The organism is Paenibacillus sp. FSL R5-0470 (assembly GCF_037975205.1).
In the GTDB taxonomy this organism is placed as follows: domain Bacteria; phylum Bacillota; class Bacilli; order Paenibacillales; family Paenibacillaceae; genus Paenibacillus_AQ.
The window spans coordinates 3,123,134-3,144,907 of the sequence record NZ_CP150238.1; the positions used below are offsets into that span (position 1 = coordinate 3,123,134).

A 21,774-nucleotide genomic window follows, 5' to 3' on the forward strand; every position below is an offset into this window, starting at 1 on the left:
CTTGAATAAGCTTCAGGTACTGATCGTTGACGATGAATGGAACATGCGGAATTTAATTCGGATTTATTTAACAAGAGAAGGAATAACGACTAGAGAAGCGTCAACGGGGCATGAGGCACTCACTTTGCTGAAACAACAGAACTTTGATCTAATCCTGCTGGATGTGATGATGCCAGATATGGATGGCTGGCAGGTCTGTAAAGCCGTTAGAGAGGTAAGCTCTGTCCCCGTTCTAATGCTAACAGCTCGCTCAGAAACTAAGGACAAGGTTCGTGGCCTCGGAATAGGAGCGGATGACTATCTCACCAAACCGTTCGAGCCAGAGGAATTAGTGGCAAGAATTTATTCTTTGGTACGGCGTTCAATGCTTACATCGACCCAACAACCTCTGAAAAAAGTTCTGAGCTACCCTGAGCTAGCGATTTACCCGGATGCTCGTGAGGTACATATTCTGGATACAGCAGTTGAGTTTACACTCAAGGAATTTGATCTGCTAACGGCCTTGGCGCAAAATGCGCACCGTGTCTTTACGAGAGAAGAACTAGTGGAGCGTTTATGGGGTAATGATTATGAGGGTGAGAACCGTGTCATCGACACACATATTAAGAATATTCGCGAGAAATTACATAAGGCGGGTCTGTCTTATAATCCTGTTCAAACGGTATGGGGGTTAGGCTATAAATTTGAGATCCCAGGTAATCATCTATGAAGAATAATATGATCGGACTGAAGCTCGGGTCAGTTATTATGTCTGTTTTTTTAGTTGTTTTGTTTATTCTTGGGATAACGATAGACCGAATGTTTACCAGTTTTTATTACAACGAGATGCAAAAAGAAACTGAGGAGCTAACCTCGCATTTTATCGGAATGGCTGAATCACCGGATAGTTCAAATGAGCAGATGATGAGTACTTTTGCAGAGTTTTCGGACGTGAGTATATTTAATATTTCAAAAGACGGTAGTGTCATTCTCCATTCGGGTATTCATGACCGCGCAGATCGTTCATTCATAAATGCTTCGGATATTAGTCGGATATTTGCCGGAAAAAGTGTGAATTTTGAGTATACAGATCCTACTGGACACAGATATTTCATCACTGGGAAACCAATTTCAAATGGTCAAACCATCCAGTCTGCACTATATGTAATGTCCTCTACAGAGAATATGAAGCAATCCTTGGCTTCTATCCGTAATCTATTGTTGCTCGCAGGAATTGGGGCCTTTATATTGGCACTAGGGATCACGGGAATAATTAGTTTATTGTTATCCAGGCCGCTGATCAAGATGCAGAAGGCGACTAGAAAAATTGCTGCCGGTGAATTGGAAACGAGACTTTCCATACGGAGTAACGATGAAATCGGATTTTTGGCAGGAGCTATCAACGACCTTGCTATAGATCTGCAAAGATATAGAGACACGCGTCAGGAATTTTTAGCCAACATTTCTCATGAACTACGAACACCCATCACTTATTTGAAGGGGTATACTAAGGTCGTAAAGGATGGGCTTTATGAGACCGAAGGGGAACGAGATCTGTATTTGGATATTATTCACGAGGAAGCGCATCGGCTTGAGCATCTGGTAGAAGATTTATTTGAACTGGCAAAGATGGAAGAAGGTAAAATCTCACTTACGCTGGACTGGATAGATCTTAAGCACATGGCAGAACAAGCGGTACGCAGAGTGGAATTGAAAGCCAAAGAAAAGGGACTTCAGCTGAAGATTATGTATCATGGAGTTTCGTATAGGGTTCGTGGAGATGAAAAGCGTATGGAACAGATTATGATGAATCTTCTGGAGAATGCGATCCGTTATACGGATGAAGGTGAGATTACCGTTCATGTAGATGAGGATGTCGACGGAGATACCGTTTTATTTATTGTAGAGGATACCGGAATAGGTATTCCTGAGGAAGAACTGCCCTATGTCTTTGAACGCTTTTACAGAGTTGAGAAATCACGATCCAGGCAATATGGTGGTACAGGTCTTGGACTATCCATTGTTAAAAAGCTTGTAGAATTACACGGCGGTAAGATTCGAATTACAAGTCAGCCTGGAGTTGGAACCCGATGCGAGGTACGGCTGCCTAGATTAACAAAATCCGAAAAGTAAGAGCCAAAAGAGACTTTGCGTATGTACGCGAAGTCTCTTTTTAATTGTTGTCAGCTAACGCTATTTTGCTGGCTCAAGCTCTTCAAGTGCCCACTCGCAAAATTGTATAGAGCTCTCCATATCGAGCACACGTTTCCGAATGAGTAAATAGCGTCCAAAAGTCGTTGCTTTTAATTCACGACTCTCACTTCGTTCATCACGTAAGACTTCGTTAGCTTTCAGCAAGACCTTGTATCGTTCTAGCTCACTTTTACAAAACTCCGCTCGTTTTTGTAGAAGTTCTTTTGCCTCCTCGGGTTTGGAGAGCCATAGACTATACAGTTTAAAATGTAGCTCGTCCCGTAGGACTGGAGGCTCAGCTGGAGTTTCCACCCAATTCCGCAATTGCTCAAGTCCTGCTTCCGTAATGGAGTATTCCTTTTTATCCGGCTTATCCGATTGCTCAATGAGCTGATATGAAATGTAACCTTGCTGCTCCATGCTCATAAGAAGAGGGTAGATTTGACTATGTCCTGCTCGCCATAACGGTTTTATATTCTGTGTTAATTCATATCCAGACAACGAGTTAGCACTTAGTAAAGCAAGAAGTCCATAAGACAGTGTATTCATTACTATGAAGCCCTCCAGTTATTATAAATCCGTTTTCATTGTGATTTTTGGCGATATGTCATCATTGACATATTATCCATACGATTATAACATTATTTAAGTTGAATTATATATGTAAAAGTAGACATATAAAAAAGATGAGGAGGGGTAGCATGGACGTTAAACAAGAAAGTAAAATTCATTTTTGGCCTATAATGATTGCCATATTCTTCGGAAACTTCGTCTCTGTCTTAAGTACAACGACCATCAACATAGCTGTTCCTCTTTTAATGAATCATTTCCATTCGAACCTGAACACTATGCAATGGATGGTTACAGGTTTTATGCTAGCAACGGGAGTAACTGCACCACTTGCCGGATATCTGGGAGGCAGATTTAGCTATAAGCGACTGTATCTATTCGCTTTGATGGGATTCACCATGTTCTCCTTACTCTGTGCAATAGCTTGGAATCCAACCTCTTTGATTGTATTTCGAATGCTTCAGGGGTCTTGCAGCGGGCTGATTATGGCCTGTACGATGACGATTATATTCCAAGTGATTCCAGCTGAACGCAGACCTTTCGCCGTGAGCCTATGGTCGCTATCCGCGATGGTAGCCCCAGCCATAGGTCCGACATTTAGCGGATGGTTACTTCAGTATGCTAGCTGGCACTGGTTATTTTTAATTAACATTCCCATTGGGATCATTGCTGTTATTCTAACCGTAACGTTAATTCCATACTATCGAATGAATGTTCCGAAATCATTTGATATTCCTGGCTTCCTAACTGTTGTACTGGGCAGCTTATCTTTATTAACCGCATTTAGCCAAGGCAATAGCTGGGGATGGAGCTCATGGAAGACCCTATCCTTAATACTTATGGGGATCGTACTTTTAGTTTTCTTCGTCTTGCACGAGCTGAAGGCGGAAGTACCATTGCTGAATCTGCGTGTCTTTCGAAATCGGCGCTTTACTGCCATGCTTAGTATCTATAGTTTGGTGACGATAGCAATGTATGCTGGAACTTACTTAACTCCATTGTTCTTACAAACGGTAGAAGGAGCAACAACACTTAAAACGGGGCTTATCTTATTGCCATCTTCGATTCTGCTGGCTTTACTTAGTCCAATCGTGGGTAAGATGTATCCAAAGTTTGGGCCTGTGAAGTTAATTTCTGTTGGTATTTTATTTATTTTCATCGGTTTATTCATGATGAGCCGGCTGCATACAAATGTTTCTTACAGCTTCATTATGTGGGCAATGGTTGTTCGGAATTTAGGTATTGGATTAGCTAACGTTCCGAGTAGCACGGCGTCTATGGAGGAAATTCCAGTCGAATGGTCAGGTCATGCCACATCGATCAACAACTGGGTTCGGAATGTGTTAAGCTCACTTGGGATTGCGGTGTTCACTTCTATTTTGTCCACAAGATCCTTACTGCACTCTAAAGAATTGATCAGTTCAGGTGCAGGTAATGCAGATTCGATAAGATTATTATCGTTCACTATGGGTGTGAATGATGTATTCGTAGTCGGCTCTATCATCGTGTTGTTTGGATTACCACTTATGTTTTTATTGCGCAAGAAGCGTAGTGTAATTTCTGTTCAAAGTGCGGGATAACCTTCGCATCACATTAGAAAAGCAGACCAAGGGCTTAGCCTTGATCTGCTTTTTTTATATGTTAAGTTAGTGCATCATGTCGCCCATTCCACCCATGCTGCCCACAATTTCCGGATTGATCATCCCGAATATCATCGCGATATGTGCTACAACCAAGAATCCACTGATGAGTATAAAATGAAGCTTCATTTTCTGTTCATCTGTTCGTTTACGAGCGATCAGACCAAGATCTAACAAAGCTAGCGGTAATAAGAAAAGCACTCCGCTCAAATAGAAGCCTACGGCTACCACGTCAACCCATGTGTGCCACTCACCATTCACTGACAAAGGGATGAATGCGGTAGGAAACAAGTAGAGGAATACCCCTGTGAAGTACAACCCCGCCAGAATGCTACAGAATTTGTTAAAGGTCCGTAAAGAGCCTTTTAGATTTTTGGTGAACAAAATAATAAACTCTGTAACGGTGATCGTCTCAGCAAAAATCACAGGGATCGCCATAAATAAAATCAAGTTCCAAGGCTGATTATCCGCTAGCAAAGACATATAATGGGTCATGTTCATAAAATACTCCTCCGATATATAAAAATAACTTTCGTACTGATCGTATTCGAGAAGTATGTGGAAAGTATGTAAAAACGAAGGTATTATAAATACATCCATTAATATCAATTGAGGGGAGCAAGACAGCAGTGGGAAGAGGACTACAAAGTATTTTATTTGATTTGGATGGTACATTAACGGACCCTAAAGAAGGCATAACAAAAAGCGTAGAATACGCATTGAACAAATTTGATATTCAGATCGAGCATTTGGATAAACTTCTTCCTTACATAGGCCCACCTCTTTATGATTCATTTATCGAGCTGCATCAGTTCTCAGAGGAACAAGCGCAACAAGCAGTTGTATTCTACCGTGAGCGTTACAGCACCGTTGGAATGCTTGAGAATATGGTGATTGATGGTATACCGCAATTGCTGGAAGACCTCAAGAATAAAGGATTTTCATTGTATGTAGCTACCTCCAAGCCTACTGTTTTTGCAGAACAAATTCTTGAGCATTATAAACTAGATCATTATTTTGAGCATATCGGTGGTAGTAATCTAGATGGCACCCGTTCTAAAAAGAAAGATGTGATACAGTACGTACTCGATCAGAATGCTATTCTTCCGGAGGAAGCTGTGATGATTGGGGACCGAGAGCATGATATTATCGGTGCTATAGGTTGTGGAGTAGAATCTATTGGTGTGACCTTTGGTTACGGACCTAAAGAAGAACTGGAGAATGCTGGGGCAGATCATATCGCTTATCGTGTAGAAGAAATTGCGGATATCATCCAACATATATCATTAAGAGAGCGGTGTGCGAAATGATCCAACCTCGTAATTCAATCTTGGAGGGCAATACAGTCAAGCTGATTCCAATGGATGACAGCCATGTAGAAGGGCTAGCGAGAGTATTAAGAAATCCAAACATCTGGGAATTTACTTGGCGAAAAATAACGTCGGACGAGCAGGTACAGGATTTAATCACAACCGCATTCGCAAATCAAAACAATGAATCGCAAATTCCCTTCGTCATCCTTGAAAAAGCTACTGGACAAATCGTCGGTACCACTCGAATCATGCATCCGGATTTGGTTCATCGCAATGCTGAAATCGGATGTACGTGGATCTCACCTGAATATTGGAGAACGAGTGTGAACACCGAGGCTAAGTCATTACTGCTTCACTATTGTTTTGAAGAGCTAAAGCTGATTCGTGTAGAGTTTACAGTGGTGAAGACTAACTTGAGGTCACAAAGAGCGGTAGAACGATTAGGGGCTGTAAAAGAAGGGGTTCTACGCCAGCATAGAATTAGATCTGATGGTTCGATTCATGATAATGTTGTCTTTAGTATTTTGGATAACGAATGGCCATCGGTAAAAGAGAATCTGCACTATTTATTAAATGAGAAGTACTCATAATTATATAAAAGAAGCCAAGAGTCCCTCTCTTATGGAGAAGGACTCTTGCTCTATAGATCAGCCACTTGGCTGTTTATGGTTATTGTTTAGGACTTACAAGAATTTTCACTTGATTTTTTTCCTTCAAAAGCGCCTCGAATCCATGTTCAATCACTTCGTTCAATTTGATTCTTTTAGTTACCAGTTTGTCCGCAGGGAAGTAACCTTGTTCCATGAGACTAATTACTGCTGGGAATACATCACGGTATCCGATGATACCAGTTAAATTACGTTCTTTAAGTACGATGTTGTTTGGAGTAATCGTAGCATCTTTTTCAAAAATACTAACGATCATGATTTGACCACTTAATTTAGTGGAATTGATAGCTTGTGTTAGAACGGGAGGGACACCTGTGACTTCAAAAGCAACATCCACGCCGCCATCGGTACGTTTTTGAATTTCTTCAACCACATCATATTGTTTAGGATCGATTACAATACCACCAAGTTCCTCAGCTTTGCTCTTACGTTCTTCTGAGAGTTCAACAACATAAATTTCAGCTGCACCGGAAGCTTTCAAAGCTTCAATCACAAGCAAACCGATAGGGCCAGCGCCAAATACTACAGCTTTATCTCCGACCTTCAATTGACTGGAACGAACAGCATGCAGAGCAACTGCAGAAGGTTCTACTAGAGCGCCTTGCTCATAGGACAAGCTGTCAGGAATTTTGTGCACCATATGTTGGTCTGCTGCAACGTATTCTGAGAATCCACCGCCGCCTCCAGCCAAACCTAGGAAGCCCATTTTTTCACAAAGATTGTATTTGCCTTGTCGACAAGCTACACATTCACCACATGCAAAAACGGGTTCAACGACAACTCGATCACCAACATTAAACTTGCTAACGCCTTGACCTACTTCAACGATTTGTCCAGAGAATTCATGTCCCAATACGACTGGCGCTTTTTCACCAGTAAGGGGATGATCTGTACCTTGGGGAATGAAAATAGGACCGGCTACATATTCGTGAAGATCGCTGCCACAAATCCCGCACCATTCTACTTTAATTTTCACTTTTCCTTCAAGTGCTGCTGGTTCTTCAATCGTTTCTAACCGTAGATCTTTGACGTTATGCCATCTTAATGCTTGCATATCATTCATCTCCTAGATTAATTAATTGATAATAAATAGTGTTTTTCTCCTGGAAAAGAGGAAACGTTTCCGAGAACAAATATGTCACATAATTTTCATATTGTCAAATTTAAATACTAAAATATTAATATCGAAAATTAGTGAAAAATTTCACCTAAACTTAGAGGTAGCAGGCATATATAGACTGTGTGGTACTTGCTATAAGTGCTTTTATAAGTCCATATATGTTATAATAAATACATTGTAAAAACGGCTTGAATGAGACGGATAGATTTAATAATAGCTATGATTACGGAAACGATTCCGAAAATGAGGGGACTATCAACTTGGCTAATAAAAACAAAGTAACCATAGAGGATGTAGCGAAACGAGCGGGAGTAGGTATTGCTACTGTTTCAAGAGCGATTAATAATTCGGAGGGAATTAGTTCCAAGACTAAGGCATTAGTACTGCAAGTGATTGAGGAGATGGGTTTTACACCTAATACCTCTGCACAAAGTCTGAAGATTCGCCAAACGAAGCAAATCGCTCTGGCCGTTCCCGACATTCGAAATGCCATTATTCCAGATATCGCCTGGTCCGTGGAGCAAGCAGCTAAACAGGACGGCTATCGAGTCATTCAGATTAATACTTCCGGAAATCCGCGGACAGAGCTCGAAACGATTCGTGAGATCAAGAAATTACATGTTGATGGACTCATTATCATGCCTCTTGCTTATCCCAAGACTATGGTAGAGCTAATTAATAAATCGAGTGTTCCTGTCTCCATCATTAACTACGGGAAACGCATTACAGAGAATGTGAAAGCGGATGTCGTGAGCCTGTCACGTTTTGAGGGCCAGCTAATCATGGAACATCTAAGCAATATTGGCCGAACTAGAATTGCTTACGCAGGAGCTCAGAAGGATCTCATTGAAGATCGTTATCTTGCCTATCAGCAGGCGTTAAATCAAGTGGATATTTCTTTGGTTTATTTTGGAGAGGATTTCTCCTTGCAAACGGGGGTACAAGCTGCAGATTATTTCTATAGCCTGACCCATATGCCAGATGCAATATATGCTGTAAATGACATGGTTGCTATAGGGATCGTAAACCGATTTAAAGAGTTAGGCGTTCGTGTTCCTGAGGATGTGGCAGTGGTAGGGGTGGATAATAACGCATGGACAACCATTACAAGTCCGCAGATTAGTTCGGTCTCGATCATGGGAAATGAAGTCGCCCGTTTGGCTACTCAGCTTCTGTTGCAACGCATTCAGGATAATATTACGGGCGACTACCAAAGAGTACAGCTTGATCCGCGTTTAATTGTGCGAGAGTCTAGTGTTTCAGTTAAGCGTAGTACGACAGGTTGAAAATCCTCTAAATCCTGTTAGACTTAATACTAAGTAAGTTGATGGGGGAATATGAAATGAGGAGATTATTATGGCTAATATATATAAAAGCGTAACAGATTTGATTGGTAATACACCGTTATTGGAAATTTCGAAATATAGTAAATCTCAGAACGTTGAAGCAAAAATCCTTGCCAAGTTAGAGTCTTTTAATCCTGGAGGTAGCGTCAAGGATCGTATAGGTTATGCGATGATCAAAGATGCTGAGGATAAAGGCTTAATTCACAAAGATTCTGTAATTATTGAGCCAACAAGTGGCAATACCGGCATTGGCCTTGCAATGGCTGCGACCAGCCTTGGGTACCCGTTGATTATCGTACTTCCGGATACGTTCAGTATTGAACGCCGTAAGGTGATGGCTGCACTTGGTGCTAAGCTTGTATTAACACCTGGAGCTGAAGGGATGAGCGGTGCTCTGAAAAAGGCGGAGGAATTGGCAGCGGAAATTCCACATGCATTCATTCCACAACAATTCAGCAACACAGCTAACCCTGAAATTCACAGAACGACAACTGCAGAGGAAATTTGGCGGGATACTGATGGAAATGTAGATATTTTTATTGCGGGTGTTGGTTCTGGAGGCACCATATCAGGGGTTGGGGAAGCTTTGAAGGCTAAGAACCCTTCGGTACAGATCGTCGCTATCGAACCGTTTGATTCACCGGTATTATCTGGTGGCCGGCCTAGTGCGCATGGAATTCAGGGGATTGGGGCTAACTTCATTCCGGAGATTTACAATAAAGAGGTTGTCGATGAGATTTTTCAGGTGAAGAATAAAGACGCATTTAATGTAGCGCGTGAAATTGCCAAGACCGAGGGATTACTTGTAGGGATCTCGTCTGGCGCCGCAGTATACACAGCTACAGAAATTGCTAAACGTCCAGAAAATAAAGGGAAGACGATTGTAGTGATTTTGCCGGATACTGGTGAACGTTATTTAACAACTACTCTGTTTGATTTTAATGAATAGCTTGAACCAACCTATGACTTGAAGTTGATACAAATTTGGAGGCTCAGCGGAATGCTGAGTCTTTTTGTGCATTTAGTAACTAAAGAGTGATCAATTCAGCCCCTTATTTTACCAACAGCTATGGTACAATATAGCATAAATCGTAGTAGTTCTAAAAAAGGAGTATGAAACGTGTGAATGTGTTCAAAAAAGTTAGAAATAATTATGTGATTTGGCATGCAAATCGTATTCAGTTACTGGATTTTCCTTCAAGTCCTGTCGTTAGAAAACAAATAGTTTTCTCGGGTAGAGTTCAAAAGGTGGGATTTCGCTTGGAAATATATACGATAGCCGAAAGAATGAGATTAACGGGTACGGTTACAAATTTAAAAGACGGAAGTGTAGAGGTAGAAGTGCAAGGGGAAGAACAGCAAATCTCATTTCTAGTCCATTGCATGAAATCATTGAAACGGGCATCTGTAAAGAAAGTAACTATGAGTGATCTGCCTATTCATGAGAGTGAGAAAGATTTCACGATAGTAAAATAAGTACATATGGATTAGTAGAATTCAGAAGTAGATTATATTGCGCTAGATTAGGAAGATAGAGGAGAAAAACATGAATAGATTAATTGGGATTAAAGTTTCTCAGTTCATTCTTCTGATCATTTTAACAATCGCTTGCTTTATATATGGTATTGATATTATTGATCAATTCGATGGAAAGGTATTCAGCCACGCGGCTGTACCCTTTGGGTCCTCTTTGAGTTTTCTTTGTTTATTGATTAGTGTTGGAATAATGCTTGGATTTTTAATTGAAGGGACATCCGTGTTCAGTACAATCATTTTAATGTGGCCGTTGATACATATTGGTCTTGTAATTCTCTTATTTATTGTTGGGGCGCTGCTTTGGGAATTACTCTATGTAATAGCCCTTTATCCTTTAATATTATTGCCTATTAATTTAATTGGTGAGGGAATATCATTAGGGTTTCAGTTAAACCGATTAGTTTTTCGTAGAGATCAAAATAAATTATCAGAGTTTTTCATAAGCATATTGATTAACCTAATTATTATTATTTTCATTATTATAGCTATATCTAAACCTGAAAGTGCTAATTTCTTTATGTGAATTTGGCGGCCGGGGCTTTATGTAACATCTGGATGTGTGGTTTATTGAATAGAACAAAATGGAACTATTGTGTAAACTGAGCGTAACCGATAAATAAAAGAGATTATGATAGAGCAGGAGGTACATATGAACTACAGAATTTTTAGAAAAATGCTTCTTACCACACTTGCCACCCTGATGTTAAGTGTTTTGCTTCTTCCGGTTTTAACTTCAGCCAAGACAGCTGTACCTAAGCATACTGGGTCATTTTACGTGAATGATTTTGCGAATGTGATCGACGAGAAAGCTGAGAATTACATGGTGAACTATGGAATCCGATTACATCAGGATACGGGTGCTCAAGTCGTAGTGGTGACAGTCGATTCTACAAATGGAGTTTCAATGGAAGAGTATGCAACTTCGCTATTCAATAGCTGGGGCGTAGGCTCTGCGGATAAGAATAACGGGCTGTTGCTACTGCTTTCTATAAAAGATGATGACTACTGGGCGGTACAAGGTAAGGGTATTGAGGACACGTTGCCTAACAGTAAGATTAAAGATATTCTCTCTCAATATCTTGAGCCGGATTTTGCAGCTAAAACTTATAGTAACGGTGCACGTAAAACTTATGGCGCTTTTATTCAAGCCATGGGTGGGACCTGGGTGGAAAATGTCGGCACTAAAAACTATGTATCAGATAATGCCGGTGTACTCAAAAAAGTAACAAAGGATTATTTGAATGAATCTAGCAACAGATATAAAACTACAACTGGCAGCGGAATTTATGTGGTTACTGTAAAGAACGCAGGAGATAAAACACTTCAGGATTATACCTACATGAAGTTTGCCTCCGTTGCTGCTGGCCCTAAGGATGTTATGCTCGTGCTAGACATAGGTGGAGACAACTATCATGTTCTGCAAGGGAAGGACATCGACAAGGTTCTAACTAATGATGCAATCAGCAATATTTTGGATACTGTACTTGAGCCCCAATTTGTGAAAAAAGATTACGGAACGGGAGCTACGGCAACTTCTAATGCTTTGTACAGCTTCTTATTGGCTAGAGCGGATCAATCCGTTGGAGCGACGGGAAACAGTGGAGGCACTACAGCCGCCAATTCTTCCTCAACAACCACTTCAGCAAAGGAGACCAGTGTTAGTGTAGGAAAAGGCCTTCTAATTTACTTATTGATATTTGCTCCGCTCATACTGTTCGGATATGGTCTTTCACGACGCAATAAATATATTGAAATGTACGGTTTGCCATTTAATCCGTATAGCCCAAGAAATATTCGTCGGTATGGGAATTGGTACGGTCAAGCGGATTACGGTTATGGTAGACGTTGGCACAGACGTTATAATAATCACCATCATAATCACCACCATCATCATAGAAACACACCATCCAATAACTCACAGTCAAGCTTCTGGGGAAACAGTGGTGGAGGCGGATCTACTAGAGGTGGCGGAGCAGGACGATATTCCTCAAGCAACGAGAATCGTGGGGGCGGAGGCTCGAGTAGTGGCGGAGGTGCAGGTAGACATTCTTCTAGCTCTTCCAGCTCTTCCAGCAGCAGCTACTCTAATAATGATAATGGCTCTTCCGGTGGAGGAGGTTATTCCGGCGGTGGTGCCTCATCAGGTGGTGGGGGTAGCGCCAGCAGTGGTGGCGGAGCGGGTAGACACTGAATAAATCATGCAATTAATAAGAGGTGCAAAGGCGCTGTCTCACAAGTAGAAATTCTACTACTGAGACAGCTATTTTAATTGGAGGAGGGAGCTTATGTACCCCACTCAGTTTCTAGTGTAAAACCATCTGAATAATGAAGACGCGACTAACAAGACCACAAGAACACTTGCCAATGTGAAAAAGATAACCTGGTTGAAGAAAGATGAGATAATACTTCCAAATGAAAGCAACCAAATCATTAAATTTATAGTGGAGTTGTAACCTTTTAATTTGATACTTTGATTTCTTTCATCTTCTTCATAAATCACCATTTCTTCAAGCGCATTCTCGTCTTTAAGCATCTTTCTAAGCTGTATTATGTTCATTATACAGACGCCTTCAATACCAAAGAAAAATCCTGTGATATACGCATCAATAGAAGCAAAATCTGCCGTGGTATTGAGCAATTTAATAATATAGGTACCTATTACAGCAAGTCCACCAATAACAGCGATAATTATTTTGGTACGTAAACGTTTTTGAATCCTCGCTTTATATTTTTGATTCATCATTTTCCTCCACCTCAGAGAAATCAAATACTTCCTCAATCGTTAATCCAAAATACTTAGCTATTTTATAAGCAAGGATTAAAGAAGCTGTGTATTTTTCATTCTCAATTGAAATAATGGTTAACCGAGTGACACGAACCGCTTTTGCTAATTCCTCTTGAGATATTTTTCGCTCTTTTCGCAATTCTCTTATTCTTGTTTTCATGTCATGCTCCCATGTATTAAATAATATCGAAAATTGCTTTCATGATGAAAACCGAAAACGACAACGTCGTACTTTCTTATTATATCAATAAAAAAAATTATCACAATCAAAATAAGTATAGTTAACTATACAATAAATGTATAGTCTGCTATACTTAAATTGGGTTTATTAAGGAGGATTGTGCGATGCGGAAAATTGAACTGAAAGATGTAAAAAAGACATTCGGGCGTGTAGATGCTATCAATGGATTGAGCCTTTCCATTCAGGCGGGAGATGTTTACGCCTTATTGGGACATAATGGAGCTGGGAAAACAACTACTCTTCGTTTCTTATTAGGACTTTTAGAGCCTGATGAGGGAGAGGTATCTGTATTTGGTTGTAATCCTAATCTAGAGGGTGACACTGTTCGTAAAATGTGTGGTGTTTTATCAGAAGACGTTGGGTTATATGAGCCTTTGAGTGTATATGATAACTTAAGTTATTTTGCTCAAATATATGGTATGAAACGTAGTGATTACGACAAACGAATAGACGAGCTATTGAGTGATTTTGAAATACTAGATAAGAAGCATTTGCCTGTTAAGGGCTTTTCTACAGGGATGAAGAAGAAGGTTGCTTTAACTAGAGCCTTACTTCACAAACCTAAAATCCTTTTATTAGATGAGCCCACGAATGGACTAGATCCAGTAAGCATCGATCATTTAAGAGTAATGCTGCATGATTTAGCACAAAAGTACGGGACCACCATTATTTTGACCACACACAATTTAGAAGAAGTAAAAAAGATCTGTAATAAGATCACAATAATGCGACATGGGAAAAACGTATATACTAACACAATGGCAGCATTAAAAGAGCAAGCCAATAGTAAAGTCCGTATTATCTGCAACCAAGATTTGTCCGCTGATTTGGAACGTCTTCATAAGGCGTTGTCTAGTCTTGAAATAAATATTGAATACAAGGTACAGCAAAACACCATTATCGTTGAACTAACAGAAAATATTGCGATTTCGAAGTTGATCAAAGTGTTAGCCACATTAGAGATAGATGTGAAGAATATTGAAACTAAGGAATTTGACCTCGAAGAGCTGTATATGCAGGTAGAAAATGGTGAGAAACCAAATGAATGAAATAGAAACCGTCTTTAGGATGCAGATAAAAGAGTATTTCAAGGATAAAGGCGCTCTGATCTTTCATTTATGTGCTGTAGTTCTCATAGGGATCGTAGCTCCTGTGTTTCAAATGAACGATACTGTTTTGTTGAGCGGATCAATCTTATTTCCACTTACTCTGTTAAAGCAATGGACAGCCAATAGCTTTGCGGGTGAGAAAGAAATGAAAACGATAGAAACATTATTATCCTCACCAATTAAGAGCAGAAGCCTATTTTATGGAAAATGTATGTTTTGCATCGTTAGCAGTGGAGTTTGTTATTTATCCATATTCATTTTAATGCTATTAGTGAAGAGTTTCACATATGAGCCTTTTCAAATCAATTTTAGGGAATGGGTAGGTATGTTGATTCTATTTTTTCATATTTTATTAGCCGTCACTTTAATAGGAGTAGATCGATCCATTACTTCTGATGATATCCTGAAGGCGAATAGTAAGCTAAGCGTAGTTTTTTATCCGATTTATATTTATATTGTTATTCTTTTTAATTCATTTACTCAGCATTTGATGGTGGCTACTTATTTACTATCAGCAGTATTTTTAGTCGTTTTGGTAGGGGTTAACTCTTATTTTATCTTTATAAAAGTTAAGAAAATGGATCGTTCGTATTTTCTTGCAGAGTCATATAAGAAGGTAGGTGTTTTTGATGAAATCACAAATGTCTAGTGTTCTTCATCATGAATGGAAATATTTCGTAGCTTTAAAGCGATTTCGGTTTAGCATGCTTTTCTTAATCGTTGCACCAGCCATCTTTACGATGCTAGCCTATATTTATTTTGGCAAATTGAACTTTTATTATCCAATCATCATTATGGCTCTAGGTGTGCCTCGAATAACAGTAAATATGATCTCATATTCGATTGGAGGAGAAAAAGTATATAAGACCTTTGAATCTTTATTGTCAACGCCAATACGAACAGAGTCAATGTTCATTGGGAAGAGTATGATTGCAATCCTGATTTCATTAGTAATGCTGGTAGTGTCGTCATTGTTTACTTGGCTGAGCGCAAACTTCATCCAATATGTTTTCATGCATGAAACCAGCCTCATTTGGTTCTCAACAGCACAAAGTATATTAATCTTTGATAATCTTCTGATTTGCATATTCATGATCTTTATAACTGGAATATTATCCATGGTAATGCAAAAGCCACGACAAGGATTACATATTGCTTCAGCACTAAGCTTCTTGACGATGGTACCTTCTTTACTGGTTACATTTGGTGTAAAGCATCCATTAGAATGGTCAGCAGGGATTATGATTATTTTGCTGGGAATAAATCTATTCTTCATTTGTTATGTATTGCAGCGAATAAAGAGACCACAAATAATGGCGAAATTATAAAAGAGAACTAACAATCGTCGTATGATGAGGATCGTACGGCGATATTTTTGTGTATGCTCAGAAACTTACGTATAACTAGTAATTCCCTTAACAGAAACTTTTCATGGAATTTATCGTCTATGATAAAGTTAGACATTTATTTTCAAATTCCGTAATAGTCAGGGAGGAAAAAGAAGTGAGCACTTCATCATTACCTCAACGTTCCACCGTACGTAAAAAGAAGCCAACAAAAAAACGTAAGAAACGGAGCTTTTTCCGAACACTATCCAAAGTGTTTTTATTCTGCTTAATTTTGTTGATTGCTGGAGGCGGTTGGTTTTACTTTGCACCTTCGGCTAAAAATCTGCGCTATTCAATCGCTGATACACTGATTACAACACAGCACCGCTACATGGCTAAATATATTATTGGTGAGGACGGATTAAAGAACAGAGTGACTGAATATAGCGCCCAATTTGAAGAGATGGGGGTCGAAAAGGACACACATACCATCACTCCTGAACCTGAAGTAAAAGAGAAACCACTGGTCGAGATAGAAAATGTCTCAGGTACTGGATATTCCGGATATGTCATGATCGTTAATGATCCTACTAAAGTTCGTTTGGGAATTCCGGATAAGGTAGGATCAGGTGAGAAAGTAACTAGTATGGTGAAGCGCACAGGTGCTATCGCTGGAGTCAACGGTGGTGGATTCGCTGACCCCAACTGGAAAGGTAACGGATTTAAACCTATCGGTATTGTGATCTCACAAGGTAAGTTATATTACAACGGTCTCGGTGGCAAGAAATCCACGCAAATCGTAGGTCTTGATAAACAAGGGAAGATGGTTGCTGGAAATTATTCTTTAGACGAGATTAGTAGAATGGGTGTTCAGGAGGCAGTAACTTTTAGCCCTCGTTTAATCGTCAATGGAAAAGGATTAATTAAGAACGCGGCTGAAGGTTGGGGAATTGCACCAAGAACAGCGATGGGCCAGCGAGCTGACGGAGCGATTATATTTGTTGTTATTGATGGAAGACAACCTACTTATAGTATTGGTGCAAATCTATACGATGTGCAGCAAATCCTTCTTAAGCATGGAGCAGTGATTGCTGCCAATTTGGATGGGGGTTCTTCTACCGTACTGGTAAAAGACAACGAGATTATGAACAAGCCATCTTCTCAATATGGGGAACGATATTTACCTACGGCTTTTCTTGTGTTTGAGCACCCTGAGCAAGTCGATATGCCGAATATTTGGAAGGGACTTGACCCCTCCAAAATTGATGCTGCTAAGAAGCGTACACGCTAAAGCACTCTTAATACGTAAATAAGATAAGGATTATCTTGGATTGCCATATGAAAATATGCTACGATATCACCTAGCATGAAACAGAATACAGAACTAACAGGTCTGGAACAGGGGGAATAGGAGTGACGTTGCAACAACTCCGCTACGCTATCGAAATTGCAAATAGTGGCTCCATGAATGAGGCGGCAAAGAAGCTCTTTGTTTCTCAACCGAGCCTGTCCAATGCCATTAAAGAGTTAGAAAGTGAACTGGGGATTACGATTTTTGAGCGGACCAACCGTGGAATCAGTATTTCCGTTGAGGGAATGGAATTCCTGGGTTATGCCCGCCAAATTATTGAACAGACAGAGCTTATGGAGAATCGTTATACGGGGAAAAAGCGTAGTCCGATCTATTTTTCCATCTCTACGCAGCACTACGCCTTTGTGGTTGACGCCTTTGTAAATCTCATGAAGCACAATGATGTCTCAGAATACAACTTTAGCTTGAGAGAGACGCAAACCTACGAGATTATCGAAGATGTACGTACCTTGCGCAGTGATTTAGGAATTCTTTATATTAACGAGAGTAACTATAAGCATATGAATAAACTGTTTAGTGATGGCAATCTGAAATTCACACCACTTTTTAATACCGATCCGCATCTTTATGTTCGAACCGGGCACCCGCTGGCTCATAAGGACGTCATTACACAGGATGATATTGTGCCATTCCCCTATATTACTTTTGAACAGGGGGAGAACAATTCACTGCACTTCTCAGAGGAAATGTTAAGCTTTTCACAAATTGAGAAGAATATTAAGGTGAATGACCGAGCGACACTGACCAATTTATTAATGGGTACGGATTGCTATACGGTAGGCACAGGAATTCTGGCGTCTGATCTAAATGGTGATGGACTGAAGACGATTCCTTTTGAGAGCAATGAAGTATTTACGGTTGGCTGGATAGCGCATAAAGATCGCAGACCGAGTGTAATGGCATCTAAGTATATCGAGATTTTGAATGACCTGGTTTCAGGAAGTTATTTTGATCTAAATCATTTTTTACTATAGCAGTAGGAGGATCGGTATGATTAGACCCGTAATTGGCACCCAGAGAAATGCTCCACCCTTTCGCTACGATATCGTTGGCAGCTTCTTACGAACGGATGAGATAAAAGCAGCCCGCCTCCAATATGACAATGGTGAAATCACGGGCAGTCAGCTTCATGAAATTGAGAATATTGAAATCGCCAAACTACTGGAACTGCAAAAAGAAGTGGGTTTATTGGCGGTCACAGACGGGGAATTTCGCCGTTCCTGGTGGCATCTCGATTTCTTTGTAGGGATTAAAGGAACTGAGAAGATTAACTTAAATCAAGGAAGAGCGGAAGCGGTTCAGCGCGCGGAATCTTTTCGAATCGTGGACCGGATTGCCTTTGAAGATCATCCAATGATCGACCAATTTATCGCTTTGAAACAAATGGCAGGAGACCGAATTCCGAAAATGACGATCCCTTCACCCGCTTTATTTCACTTTGTGGAGGACTTTAACGGGAATGAAGTTTACCCGGATCAAGAAACCCTATTCCAAGATATTATTGCTGTTTACCGAACTGCAATCCAAGCGTTCTATGATGCAGGCTGCCGTTACCTCCAGTTAGACGATACAACTTGGGGAACGCTGTGTAGTGGTAGACATCGGGCGCATTTACGAAGCAGAGGTACAGATCCAGATCAGTTGGCTAAGGATTATGTTAGGCTGATTAACGAGAGCATTGCCAATCGTCCAGGTGATATGACGATCGCGCTTCACGTATGCCGAGGTAATTTCCGTTCCACATGGTTCGCAGCTGGTGGTTATGAGCCTGTGGCCGAAGAACTTTTTTCGAATACTAAAGTGGATGCTTTTTTCTTGGAGTATGATAATGAGCGGGCGGGCGATTTTGAGCCCTTACGATTTATTAAAGATCAATTTGTGGTATTGGGACTAGTAACTACGAAACATGGTGGTCTTGAGAGCAAAGAGCAGCTCAAAGCGCGTATTGAAGAAGCGGCACAATATGTAGATATTGAGAAGCTTTGCTTAAGTCCTCAATGTGGGTTTGCTTCCACCGAGGAAGGAAATATCCTAACCGAAGAAGAGCAGTGGGATAAAATACGTCTCGTAATTGAAACAGCCCAAGAGGTTTGGGTATAAATAAAATAAGTTTTTAGAAGGCTCCTGTTTGATTTAGGGGCCTTTTTTAAGCGTGTATTGTAACAGCTTAGAGGATTAACCTACCAGCGCACTTTACTAGAGCTATTAATCAAGGGTATAATAAGTAACAATTGTTATTAATTCATGTTGAAAGAGAGCGGGAACAATATGGGTCGTAAGTGGAATAATATTAAGGAAAAGAAAGCCTCCAAAGACGCCAACACAAGTCGCGTCTATGCAAAGTTTGGTGTTGAGATTTATGTAGCAGCCAAGAAAGGTGAACCCGATCCAGAAGCAAACCGGGCCTTGAAGGTTGTATTAGAACGTGCAAAAACTTACAATGTACCAAAAGCCATTATTGACCGCGCAATGGATAAAGCCAAAGGCAGCGGTGATGAGAATTATGAAGAGCTTCGTTACGAAGGATTTGGACCTAACGGTTCGATGATCATCGTCGATGCACTTACGAATAACGTTAACCGTACAGCGCCTTTGATCCGTTCTACATTCAGTAAGAATGGCGGGAATATGGGTGTCAGCGGATCTGTAGCCTACATGTTTGACTCAACGGCTGTTATCGGTGTAGAAGGTAAAAGTGCCGATGAAGTGATTGAGATGATGTTCGATGCAGAACTTGATGTACGTGATGTTCTAGAAGAGGATGAAGCGGTTATCGTGTACGCTGAACCTGATCAGTTCCATGCTGTACAAGAAGTGTTCAGGAATGCAGGAATCACTGAGTTTACGGTTGCTGAGCTGAACATGCTTCCACAGAACTATGTAACACTTCCTGAAGATGCACAAGCTCAATTCGAAAAATTGATTGATGCCTTAGAAGATTTAGAAGATGTTCAACAAGTGTATCATAACGTAGATTCTGAGGACTAAGAATAACATATAACAAGGCGATGGAGTTCGCCACAACCGTCTCTTCAGACTAATGACTCCTACCAGAGTGAGCTTCACTGGTAGGAGTCTGTTTTGTTGCTAGAGACTAATTTATACTGACTTTGGGAGTTGCTGTTATGAATCAATGGTCTGCACGATGGCATGAATTCGTGAAGAAAAGAAGTCATTTTGCACTTTGGAGTACATTTATCAAATGGATTGTACTCGGAAGTGTGGTTGGACTCTTATCGGGAACTGCCTCGGCTTTCTTTCTGAAAAGCTTAGACTATGTAACAGATGTACGTTTAGAGCATCCATGGCTACTTTATTTGCTGCCTCTTGGGGGAGTATTTGTTAGTTTCTTATATATGCGTTACGGAAAAAACAGCGCTAAAGGAAATAACCTTATTATAGAACAAATTCAGGATGGTACAGAGACCATTCCATTACGCATGGCACCCTTAGTATTGTTAGGAACACTAGTCACTCACTTGTTTGGTGGATCTGCCGGACGGGAGGGAACAGCTGTACAAATGGGAGGAAGCCTCGCGGAGTGGTTTGGGAAATTAATCAAAATCAGCCCGTTAGATCGCAAAATACTGTTAATGTGCGGGATTAGCGGAGGCTTTGGTTCTATTTTCGGAACACCGCTGGCTGGAACCTTATTTGGTCTAGAGGTAGTAACCATTGGACTTATTAGCCAACAGGCATTACTTCCATGTTTTGTGGCTAGCTTTGTTGGTGATCTGGTCACCACTCGATTGTGGGGCGTTCATCATACTCACTATGTAGTGAATGAATTTCCAGCCTTAAGTTTAATGATTATTCTAAAAGTGGTATTGGCCTCTGTAATTTTTGGTCTCGTGAGTATGCTTTTTAGTGAACTGACTCATTTTCTAAAAAGAACCTTCACCGCCATGATAAGCAATCCAATGATAAAAGGTGCAGTAGGTGGTTTAATTATCATTGCCTTAGTATTCGTTGTAGGGTCACGCGACTATCTGGGGCTCGGTATCCCTTTAATCAAGGATTCTTTTGAGGGTGATGTCTCGCCGTTCGCTTTTTTGTGGAAGCTGATCTTTACTGCCTTTACCTTAGGAACAGGATTTCAGGGTGGTGAGGTTACACCGTTGTTTGCGATTGGAGCCACGTTAGGCAATGCTTTGGCTGGCATTTTACATGTATATGGACCGTTTCTGGCTGCTCTCGGATTCATTGCTGTCTTCTGTGGAGCTACCAGTACGCCTATCGCTTGCTTTTTAATGGGGATAGAGCTATTTGGTTCAGAGGGTGCTGTATACATGTTCATCGCTTGTGTGGTGAGTTATTTATTCTCCGGACATAGTAGTATTTATACTTCACAGCTTATTGGTGTATCGAAGAGCCAGTTCATTTCAATTCCTCAAGGGACTAGAATAAGTAATGTTAAACGACCTCGCAAAAAATAACAACATTTCCCGTTCTAAGTTGACAAGTAACGGCATGCGTTTTAAACTGTTACCAAACGAAGGGATGGTTTAACATGATTCATGTAGAAACTGTAAAGTTATATACCAGAGGCTGCTCCGAACAATCGGATACAAACG

The 21,774-nt window shown here is 40.5% G+C and carries 23 protein-coding genes and 1 riboswitch; of the genes, 18 read left to right on the forward strand and 5 right to left on the reverse strand.

Translation table 11 applies throughout. The annotated features are described in order from the left end of the window. Position 1: 1 nt before the first annotated feature. Entirely contained in the window at positions 2-709 is a 708-nt protein-coding gene (locus MKY99_RS13745; RefSeq protein ID WP_179086671.1) for a response regulator transcription factor, read from the forward strand. Then, positions 706-2,112, forward strand: a complete 1,407-nt coding sequence (locus MKY99_RS13750) for a HAMP domain-containing sensor histidine kinase (protein ID WP_339271081.1) — start codon at positions 706-708, stop codon at positions 2,110-2,112. Before MKY99_RS13745 ends, MKY99_RS13750 begins: the two co-directional genes overlap by 4 nt. 60 nt (positions 2,113-2,172) lie before the next feature. On the opposite strand, the gene MKY99_RS13755 is transcribed toward MKY99_RS13750, so the two are convergent. After that, on the reverse strand, positions 2,173-2,721 hold the full coding sequence (locus tag MKY99_RS13755; protein ID WP_076285812.1) for a PadR family transcriptional regulator: 549 nt from the start codon (positions 2,719-2,721) through the stop codon (positions 2,173-2,175). Positions 2,722-2,873: 152 nt separating this feature from the next. Here MKY99_RS13755 and MKY99_RS13760 point away from each other — a divergent pair, with 152 nt between their 5' ends. After that, positions 2,874-4,322 (forward strand): DHA2 family efflux MFS transporter permease subunit, encoded by a 1,449-nt coding sequence (locus MKY99_RS13760; RefSeq protein WP_339271083.1) that lies wholly within the window; start codon positions 2,874-2,876, stop codon positions 4,320-4,322. Between the two features lie 66 nt (positions 4,323-4,388). On the opposite strand, the gene MKY99_RS13765 is transcribed toward MKY99_RS13760, so the two are convergent. Next, positions 4,389-4,883: a DUF6803 family protein gene (locus tag MKY99_RS13765; protein ID WP_076298958.1), complete on the reverse strand. Its 495-nt coding sequence runs from the start codon at positions 4,881-4,883 to the stop codon at positions 4,389-4,391. A 128-nt stretch (positions 4,884-5,011) separates the two neighbouring features. Here MKY99_RS13765 and MKY99_RS13770 point away from each other — a divergent pair, with 128 nt between their 5' ends. Then, positions 5,012-5,692, forward strand: coding sequence for an HAD family hydrolase (locus MKY99_RS13770; RefSeq protein WP_042187950.1), 681 nt, complete (start codon positions 5,012-5,014; stop codon positions 5,690-5,692). Further along, positions 5,689-6,285, forward strand: a complete 597-nt coding sequence (locus MKY99_RS13775) for a GNAT family N-acetyltransferase (RefSeq protein ID WP_339271085.1) — start codon at positions 5,689-5,691, stop codon at positions 6,283-6,285. Before MKY99_RS13770 ends, MKY99_RS13775 begins: the two co-directional genes overlap by 4 nt. 79 nt (positions 6,286-6,364) lie before the next feature. Here the strand turns inward: MKY99_RS13775 and MKY99_RS13780 are convergent, their stop codons facing one another. Next, positions 6,365-7,417 (reverse strand): 2,3-butanediol dehydrogenase, encoded by a 1,053-nt coding sequence (locus MKY99_RS13780; protein ID WP_339271087.1) that lies wholly within the window; start codon positions 7,415-7,417, stop codon positions 6,365-6,367. Between the two features lie 326 nt (positions 7,418-7,743). Here MKY99_RS13780 and MKY99_RS13785 point away from each other — a divergent pair, with 326 nt between their 5' ends. The 5 genes from MKY99_RS13785 (at position 7,744) to MKY99_RS13805 (ending at position 12,556) form a co-directional block, all read left to right on the forward strand. Beyond that, on the forward strand, positions 7,744-8,769 hold the full coding sequence (locus MKY99_RS13785; protein WP_149644424.1) for a LacI family DNA-binding transcriptional regulator: 1,026 nt from the start codon (positions 7,744-7,746) through the stop codon (positions 8,767-8,769). 70 nt (positions 8,770-8,839) lie between these two features. Further along, positions 8,840-9,778, forward strand: coding sequence for a cysteine synthase A (gene cysK / locus MKY99_RS13790; RefSeq protein WP_339271089.1), 939 nt, complete (start codon positions 8,840-8,842; stop codon positions 9,776-9,778). A gap of 164 nt (positions 9,779-9,942) precedes the next feature. Continuing rightward, positions 9,943-10,305: an acylphosphatase gene (locus MKY99_RS13795; protein ID WP_339271091.1), complete on the forward strand. Its 363-nt coding sequence runs from the start codon at positions 9,943-9,945 to the stop codon at positions 10,303-10,305. Between the two features lie 70 nt (positions 10,306-10,375). Continuing rightward, positions 10,376-10,888: a hypothetical protein gene (locus MKY99_RS13800; RefSeq protein ID WP_339271093.1), complete on the forward strand. Its 513-nt coding sequence runs from the start codon at positions 10,376-10,378 to the stop codon at positions 10,886-10,888. A 126-nt stretch (positions 10,889-11,014) separates the two neighbouring features. Continuing rightward, the gene (locus tag MKY99_RS13805) at positions 11,015-12,556 is read left to right on the forward strand and encodes a TPM domain-containing protein (protein WP_339271095.1); all 1,542 of its coding nucleotides are present in this window, start codon (positions 11,015-11,017) and stop codon (positions 12,554-12,556) included. Between the two features lie 105 nt (positions 12,557-12,661). Here MKY99_RS13805 and MKY99_RS13810 read toward each other — a convergent pair whose 3' ends face one another. Then, positions 12,662-13,108 (reverse strand): hypothetical protein, encoded by a 447-nt coding sequence (locus MKY99_RS13810; protein WP_339271097.1) that lies wholly within the window; start codon positions 13,106-13,108, stop codon positions 12,662-12,664. After that, entirely contained in the window at positions 13,089-13,310 is a 222-nt protein-coding gene (locus MKY99_RS13815) for a helix-turn-helix transcriptional regulator (RefSeq protein ID WP_042127498.1), read from the reverse strand. The genes MKY99_RS13810 and MKY99_RS13815 overlap by 20 nt, the downstream gene beginning before the upstream one ends. Positions 13,311-13,495: 185 nt before the next feature. On the opposite strand from MKY99_RS13815, the gene MKY99_RS13820 reads away from it, so the two are divergent. The 8 genes from MKY99_RS13820 to MKY99_RS13855 all read left to right on the forward strand — a co-directional run bounded on the left by MKY99_RS13820 (position 13,496) and on the right by MKY99_RS13855 (position 21,636). Further along, positions 13,496-14,440 (forward strand): ABC transporter ATP-binding protein, encoded by a 945-nt coding sequence (locus MKY99_RS13820; protein WP_339271099.1) that lies wholly within the window; start codon positions 13,496-13,498, stop codon positions 14,438-14,440. Beyond that, positions 14,433-15,149: a hypothetical protein gene (locus tag MKY99_RS13825; RefSeq protein WP_339271101.1), complete on the forward strand. Its 717-nt coding sequence runs from the start codon at positions 14,433-14,435 to the stop codon at positions 15,147-15,149. Before MKY99_RS13820 ends, MKY99_RS13825 begins: the two co-directional genes overlap by 8 nt. Beyond that, complete coding sequence (locus MKY99_RS13830) at positions 15,127-15,828, forward strand: hypothetical protein (protein WP_339247948.1); 702 nt, start codon at positions 15,127-15,129, stop codon at positions 15,826-15,828. The genes MKY99_RS13825 and MKY99_RS13830 overlap by 23 nt, the downstream gene beginning before the upstream one ends. Before the next feature lie 175 nt (positions 15,829-16,003). Beyond that, positions 16,004-17,119 carry a phosphodiester glycosidase family protein gene (locus MKY99_RS13835; protein WP_076285807.1) on the forward strand — a complete coding sequence of 372 codons (1,116 nt, stop codon included), beginning with the start codon at positions 16,004-16,006 and terminating at the stop codon, positions 17,117-17,119. Between the two features lie 122 nt (positions 17,120-17,241). Then, positions 17,242-18,174, forward strand: coding sequence for a LysR family transcriptional regulator (locus tag MKY99_RS13840; protein WP_042187960.1), 933 nt, complete (start codon positions 17,242-17,244; stop codon positions 18,172-18,174). 16 nt (positions 18,175-18,190) lie between these two features. After that, entirely contained in the window at positions 18,191-19,300 is a 1,110-nt protein-coding gene (locus tag MKY99_RS13845) for a 5-methyltetrahydropteroyltriglutamate--homocysteine S-methyltransferase (RefSeq protein WP_339271103.1), read from the forward strand. A gap of 168 nt (positions 19,301-19,468) precedes the next feature. Beyond that, positions 19,469-20,188, forward strand: a complete 720-nt coding sequence (locus MKY99_RS13850; protein ID WP_339271636.1) for a YebC/PmpR family DNA-binding transcriptional regulator — start codon at positions 19,469-19,471, stop codon at positions 20,186-20,188. 7 nt (positions 20,189-20,195) lie between these two features. After that, positions 20,196-20,257: riboswitch (Fluoride riboswitch) on the forward strand. A gap of 68 nt (positions 20,258-20,325) precedes the next feature. Beyond that, positions 20,326-21,636 carry a voltage-gated chloride channel family protein gene (locus tag MKY99_RS13855; RefSeq protein ID WP_339271105.1) on the forward strand — a complete coding sequence of 437 codons (1,311 nt, stop codon included), beginning with the start codon at positions 20,326-20,328 and terminating at the stop codon, positions 21,634-21,636. Positions 21,637-21,774: the final 138 nt, after the last annotated feature.